This window comes from Acinetobacter sp. YH12144, assembly GCF_013418345.1.
Lineage (GTDB): Bacteria > Pseudomonadota > Gammaproteobacteria > Pseudomonadales > Moraxellaceae > Acinetobacter > Acinetobacter amyesii.
This window is the reverse complement of sequence record NZ_VPCD01000044.1, coordinates 1-5,133: the sequence shown is the minus strand read 5'-3', so window position 1 is coordinate 5,133 and position 5,133 is coordinate 1. Positions and strand designations below refer to the sequence as shown.

At 53.0% G+C, this 5,133-nt stretch carries 5 protein-coding genes and 3 pseudogenes; 6 read left to right on the top strand and 2 right to left on the bottom strand.

From position 1 onward, the window contains the following. The 3 genes and pseudogenes from FTU79_RS16135 to FTU79_RS16125 all read left to right on the top strand — a co-directional run. A pseudogene (locus tag FTU79_RS16135) lies at positions 1-129 on the top strand (transposase zinc-binding domain-containing protein); the annotation flags it as partial. 61 nt (positions 130-190) lie between these two features. After that, the gene (locus tag FTU79_RS16130) at positions 191-895 is read left to right on the top strand and encodes an IS6-like element IS26 family transposase (RefSeq protein WP_001067855.1); all 705 of its coding nucleotides are present in this window, start codon (positions 191-193) and stop codon (positions 893-895) included. A gap of 39 nt (positions 896-934) precedes the next feature. After that, complete coding sequence (locus tag FTU79_RS16125) at positions 935-1,336, top strand: LysR substrate-binding domain-containing protein (protein ID WP_001183556.1); 402 nt, start codon at positions 935-937, stop codon at positions 1,334-1,336. A 136-nt stretch (positions 1,337-1,472) separates the two neighbouring features. Here the strand turns inward: FTU79_RS16125 and FTU79_RS16120 are convergent, their stop codons facing one another. Continuing rightward, complete coding sequence (locus FTU79_RS16120; protein ID WP_000018323.1) at positions 1,473-2,288, bottom strand: APH(3')-I family aminoglycoside O-phosphotransferase; 816 nt, start codon at positions 2,286-2,288, stop codon at positions 1,473-1,475. 129 nt (positions 2,289-2,417) lie between these two features. Here FTU79_RS16120 and FTU79_RS16115 point away from each other — a divergent pair, with 129 nt between their 5' ends. Beyond that, the gene (locus FTU79_RS16115) at positions 2,418-3,122 is read left to right on the top strand and encodes an IS6-like element IS26 family transposase (protein WP_001067855.1); all 705 of its coding nucleotides are present in this window, start codon (positions 2,418-2,420) and stop codon (positions 3,120-3,122) included. Between the two features lie 54 nt (positions 3,123-3,176). Here the strand turns inward: FTU79_RS16115 and FTU79_RS16110 are convergent. After that, positions 3,177-4,232 (bottom strand): annotated as a pseudogene (locus tag FTU79_RS16110) (DUF4158 domain-containing protein); the annotation flags it as partial. Between the two features lie 125 nt (positions 4,233-4,357). Between FTU79_RS16110 and FTU79_RS16105 the strand changes: the two are divergent. Both FTU79_RS16105 and FTU79_RS16100 read left to right on the top strand, forming a co-directional pair. Continuing rightward, a complete protein-coding gene (locus FTU79_RS16105; RefSeq protein ID WP_015060271.1) occupies positions 4,358-4,972 on the top strand; it encodes a recombinase family protein in 615 nt (204 codons plus the stop codon). A gap of 65 nt (positions 4,973-5,037) precedes the next feature. Then, positions 5,038-5,133, top strand: a pseudogene (locus FTU79_RS16100) (APH(3'') family aminoglycoside O-phosphotransferase); the annotation flags it as partial.

Sequence of the window (5,133 nt, the reverse complement as noted above, 5' to 3'; positions counted from 1 at the left end):
TGCGAGTCTTGCCACGCCGAGCACCTGGTCGCTTTCAGCTGTAAGCGTCGCGGTTTCTGCCCGAGCTGTGGGGCGCGGCGGATGGCCGAAAGTGCCGCCTTGCTGGTTGATGAAGTACTGCCTGAACGGCACTGTTGCAAATAGTCGGTGGTGATAAACTTATCATCCCCTTTTGCTGATGGAGCTGCACATGAACCCATTCAAAGGCCGGCATTTTCAGCGTGACATCATTCTGTGGGCCGTACGCTGGTACTGCAAATACGGCATCAGTTACCGTGAGCTGCAGGAGATGCTGGCTGAACGCGGAGTGAATGTCGATCACTCCACGATTTACCGCTGGGTTCAGCGTTATGCGCCTGAAATGGAAAAACGGCTGCGCTGGTACTGGCGTAACCCTTCCGATCTTTGCCCGTGGCACATGGATGAAACCTACGTGAAGGTCAATGGCCGCTGGGCGTATCTGTACCGGGCCGTCGACAGCCGGGGCCGCACTGTCGATTTTTATCTCTCCTCCCGTCGTAACAGCAAAGCTGCATACCGGTTTCTGGGTAAAATCCTCAACAACGTGAAGAAGTGGCAGATCCCGCGATTCATCAACACGGATAAAGCGCCCGCCTATGGTCGCGCGCTTGCTCTGCTCAAACGCGAAGGCCGGTGCCCGTCTGACGTTGAACACCGACAGATTAAGTACCGGAACAACGTGATTGAATGCGATCATGGCAAACTGAAACGGATAATCGGCGCCACGCTGGGATTTAAATCCATGAAGACGGCTTACGCCACCATCAAAGGTATTGAGGTGATGCGTGCACTACGCAAAGGCCAGGCCTCAGCATTTTATTATGGTGATCCCCTGGGCGAAATGCGCCTGGTAAGCAGAGTTTTTGAAATGTAAGGCCTTTGAATAAGACAAAAGGCTGCCTCATCGCTAACTTTGCAACAGTGCCATTTTAAGCGTTATGCTAAGCCCAGGAAGCCGCAGGATCTTTTGAACCACAACTGCATTAACGTCCGCTATTCTGATACGAGTGGATTGTACGCCTGGGAATTCGAGAAAGATGCTCAGAAATTCAGTCTGAAAGTCAAAGGGCAATATATTGCGAACAGCACGATTCATCAGCTCGATGCAGCATTAGACGGGCTGGGGATTGCCTATATTCCCGAGTATGTTGCAGATGGATATATCAAAAGCGGCAAGCTGATTGCTGTTCTGACCGAGTGGTGTCCATATTTTGACGGCTACCATATTTATTATCCTCACCGCCGACAGGATTCTCCTGCGTTTATGGCTTTTCTGCAAGTTTTGCGTGACAGGTACAATAATGGAATAAGATAAATTTATGAGTAAAGGATTATGTCCACGATAAGCACCTGGGTCGATTCCTGGGAGGCGGCCATGAGGGTAGGGAAGCGCCGTCCCGTCAAGTCAGCGTAATGCTCTGCCAGTGTTACAACCAATTAACCAATTCTGATTAGAAAAACTCATCGAGCATCAAATGAAACTGCAATTTATTCATATCAGGATTATCAATACCATATTTTTGAAAAAGCCGTTTCTGTAATGAAGGAGAAAACTCACCGAGGCAGTTCCATAGGATGGCAAGATCCTGGTATCGGTCTGCGATTCCGACTCGTCCAACATCAATACAACCTATTAATTTCCCCTCGTCAAAAATAAGGTTATCAAGTGAGAAATCACCATGAGTGACGACTGAATCCGGTGAGAATGGCAAAAGCTTATGCATTTCTTTCCAGACTTGTTCAACAGGCCAGCCATTACGCTCGTCATCAAAATCACTCGCATCAACCAAACCGTTATTCATTCGTGATTGCGCCTGAGCGAGACGAAATGCGCGATCGCTGTTAAAAGGACAATTACAAACAGGAATCGAATGCAACCGGCGCAGGAACGCTGCCAGCGCATCAACAATATTTTCACCTGAATCAGGATATTCTTCTAATACCTGGAATGCTGTTTTCCCGGGGATCGCAGTGGTGAGTAACCATGCATCATCAGGAGTACGGATAAAATGCTTGATGGTCGGAAGAGGCATAAATGCCGTCAGCCAGTTTAGTCTGACCATCTCATCTGTAACATCATTGGCAACGCTACCTTTGCCATGTTTCAGAAACAACTCTGGCGCATCGGGCTTCCCATACAATCGATAGATTGTCGCACCTGATTGCCCGACATTATCGCGAGCCCATCTATACCCATATAAATCAGCATCCAGGTTGGAATTTAATCGCGGCCTCGAGCAAGACGTTTCCCGTTGAATATGGCTCATAACACCCCTTGTATTACTGTTTATGTAAGCAGACAGTTTTATTGTTCATGATGATATATTTTTATCGGCACTGTTGCAAATAGTCGGTGGTGATAAACTTATCATCCCCTTTTGCTGATGGAGCTGCACATGAACCCATTCAAAGGCCGGCATTTTCAGCGTGACATCATTCTGTGGGCCGTACGCTGGTACTGCAAATACGGCATCAGTTACCGTGAGCTGCAGGAGATGCTGGCTGAACGCGGAGTGAATGTCGATCACTCCACGATTTACCGCTGGGTTCAGCGTTATGCGCCTGAAATGGAAAAACGGCTGCGCTGGTACTGGCGTAACCCTTCCGATCTTTGCCCGTGGCACATGGATGAAACCTACGTGAAGGTCAATGGCCGCTGGGCGTATCTGTACCGGGCCGTCGACAGCCGGGGCCGCACTGTCGATTTTTATCTCTCCTCCCGTCGTAACAGCAAAGCTGCATACCGGTTTCTGGGTAAAATCCTCAACAACGTGAAGAAGTGGCAGATCCCGCGATTCATCAACACGGATAAAGCGCCCGCCTATGGTCGCGCGCTTGCTCTGCTCAAACGCGAAGGCCGGTGCCCGTCTGACGTTGAACACCGACAGATTAAGTACCGGAACAACGTGATTGAATGCGATCATGGCAAACTGAAACGGATAATCGGCGCCACGCTGGGATTTAAATCCATGAAGACGGCTTACGCCACCATCAAAGGTATTGAGGTGATGCGTGCACTACGCAAAGGCCAGGCCTCAGCATTTTATTATGGTGATCCCCTGGGCGAAATGCGCCTGGTAAGCAGAGTTTTTGAAATGTAAGGCCTTTGAATAAGACAAAAGGCTGCCTCATCGCTAACTTTGCAACAGTGCCCTCGCGATGACATCGCCCAGCGGCTGGCCATCATCCTGTGCATCGACCAGGGCGCCCCCGATCTCGGCGAAGGATTTCAGGGTGTCACGCACCACCCCCGCTTCGTCTGCGACCTTTGCATGGCAAATACGCTCCGAAGCACGGTAGAGACGGCCGACGATCCGGTCGTGGGTTTCGACCACTGCGTCGGCCAACATCGCCTGCCATTCCGAGACGCAAACAGCCAAGATCGCAAGCCGCCTGTCCTCCGGGAGATCGCGCATGCCGTCGGCATAATACCGTTCACCCTGCCTGCGCAGACGAGTCACCCGATGGGCAGGAACGCCGGCAAGCAGATCCTCGGGGAGATCGATGCGTTGCAGATATTCGAGCCGGTCGAGCAGCCGGTTGGCCGACGAAGAGTTCGAGCCAGGCTCGAACTGGCGCAGCCACACAAAACGGGTCACCCGATCATCAGCCGTCTCCTCGAGCAATGCCAGCAACTGTTCTCGGATCGACATAGGCAGCCGACTGGCGATCCTCGTCTCGATGCGTCGCTCGGCATCGACGAGAGCCGCGGCACAAAGCCGCTCGATCGTGGATGTCGCGGGAAGGACAGTGCGGGTGCGTCGGCACTCGGCTACGAAGCGACGGGCGATATCCTCGTTCGACACCGCCATCTCGGCTTCTCGGAACAACCATTCCTTCAGCTCGCTCGCACCACGTCCGGAGAAGGTGCGGAAGCCGTAGAGCCCCCGTAACTCGGCAAGATGCTCGTGCCGTGTTTCCTCGCGGGCAGCATAGTCTACGAGATCGTCGGCACCCAGGCCAAGCTGCGCTCCGATAAATTCGATGACCTCTGCAGGGATCAGTTCGCCTGGAACCAGCACCCGGCCGGGATAGCGCAGGACACACAATTGCAGGGCGAAGCCGAACCTGTTGTGAGCGCGCCGACGCAGCCTGATATGCCCAAGGTCTTCATCACTCAGCGTATAGTGCTTGAGCAAATCCGTCTGTGAAGTCGGCAAGCGCAACAGCGCGTCTTTCTGCCGATCGGTTAGAGTGACGCGACGCGGCATACATGTTCCTTTTTCAAAATCTGATAGCGTTCAAGACGCTTTGTTTATGAAGCTGGTTGAGATACATTTCCAGAGGTCAATGCAATCGTGGCCGAAGCGCCGCCTCAAACCAACGTTTGTGATACATGCTGATCGGATATGCCCGCGTCTCCAAAGCCGATGGCTCGCAGTCTCTCGACCTGCAGCACGACGCCTTGCGCGCCGCAGGTGTCGAACGGTACAATATCTATGATGATCTTGCTTCCGGCGGTCGTGATGATCGCCCTGGCTTGACTGCCTGCCTCAAGTCATTGCGTGACGGCGATGTGCTGGTGGTCTGGAAGCTCGATCGCCTCGGACGATCGCTTGCCCATCTGGTCAACACGGTGAAGGAGCTGTCAGACCGCAAGATCGGCCTGCGGGTTCTGACTGGAAAGGGCGCTCAGATCGACACCACGACTGCGTCCGGTCGCATGGTGTTCGGAATCTTCGCCACCTTGGCCGAGTTCGAGCGGGATCTGATCCGAGAGCGCACCATGGCGGGTCTCGCCTCCGCGAGAGCGCGCGGTCGCAAGGGCGGACGAAAATTCGCGCTCACCAAAGCTCAGGTGCGTCTCGCGCAAGCCGCCATGGCCCAGCGCGATACTTCAGTTTCCGATCTCTGCAAGGAACTCGGCATCGAGCGCGTCACTCTCTACCGATATGTCGGTCCCAAAGGCGAGCTCAGAGACCATGGAAAGCATGTTCTCGGACTTACGTAGCAACTCGTTTCTTTTCGCAGGTTGAGCCACCTCCGCGCTTCATCAGAAAACTGAAGGAACCTCCATTGAATCGAACTAATATTTTTTTTGGTGAATCGCATTCTGACTGGTTGCCTGTCAGAGGCGGAGAATCTGGTGATTTTGTTTTTCGACGTGGTGAC

Bases quoted from the DNA above. Each gene is read 5' to 3' on its own strand.
- FTU79_RS16130 (WP_001067855.1), top strand. From the start codon at position 191: ATGAACCCATTCAAAGGCCGGCATTTTCAGCGTGACATCATTCTGTGG.
- FTU79_RS16105 (WP_015060271.1), top strand. From the start codon at position 4,358: ATGCTGATCGGATATGCCCGCGTCTCCAAAGCCGATGGCTCGCAGTCT.
- FTU79_RS16115 (WP_001067855.1), top strand. From the start codon at position 2,418: ATGAACCCATTCAAAGGCCGGCATTTTCAGCGTGACATCATTCTGTGG.
- FTU79_RS16120 (WP_000018323.1), bottom strand. From the start codon at position 2,288: ATGAGCCATATTCAACGGGAAACGTCTTGCTCGAGGCCGCGATTAAAT.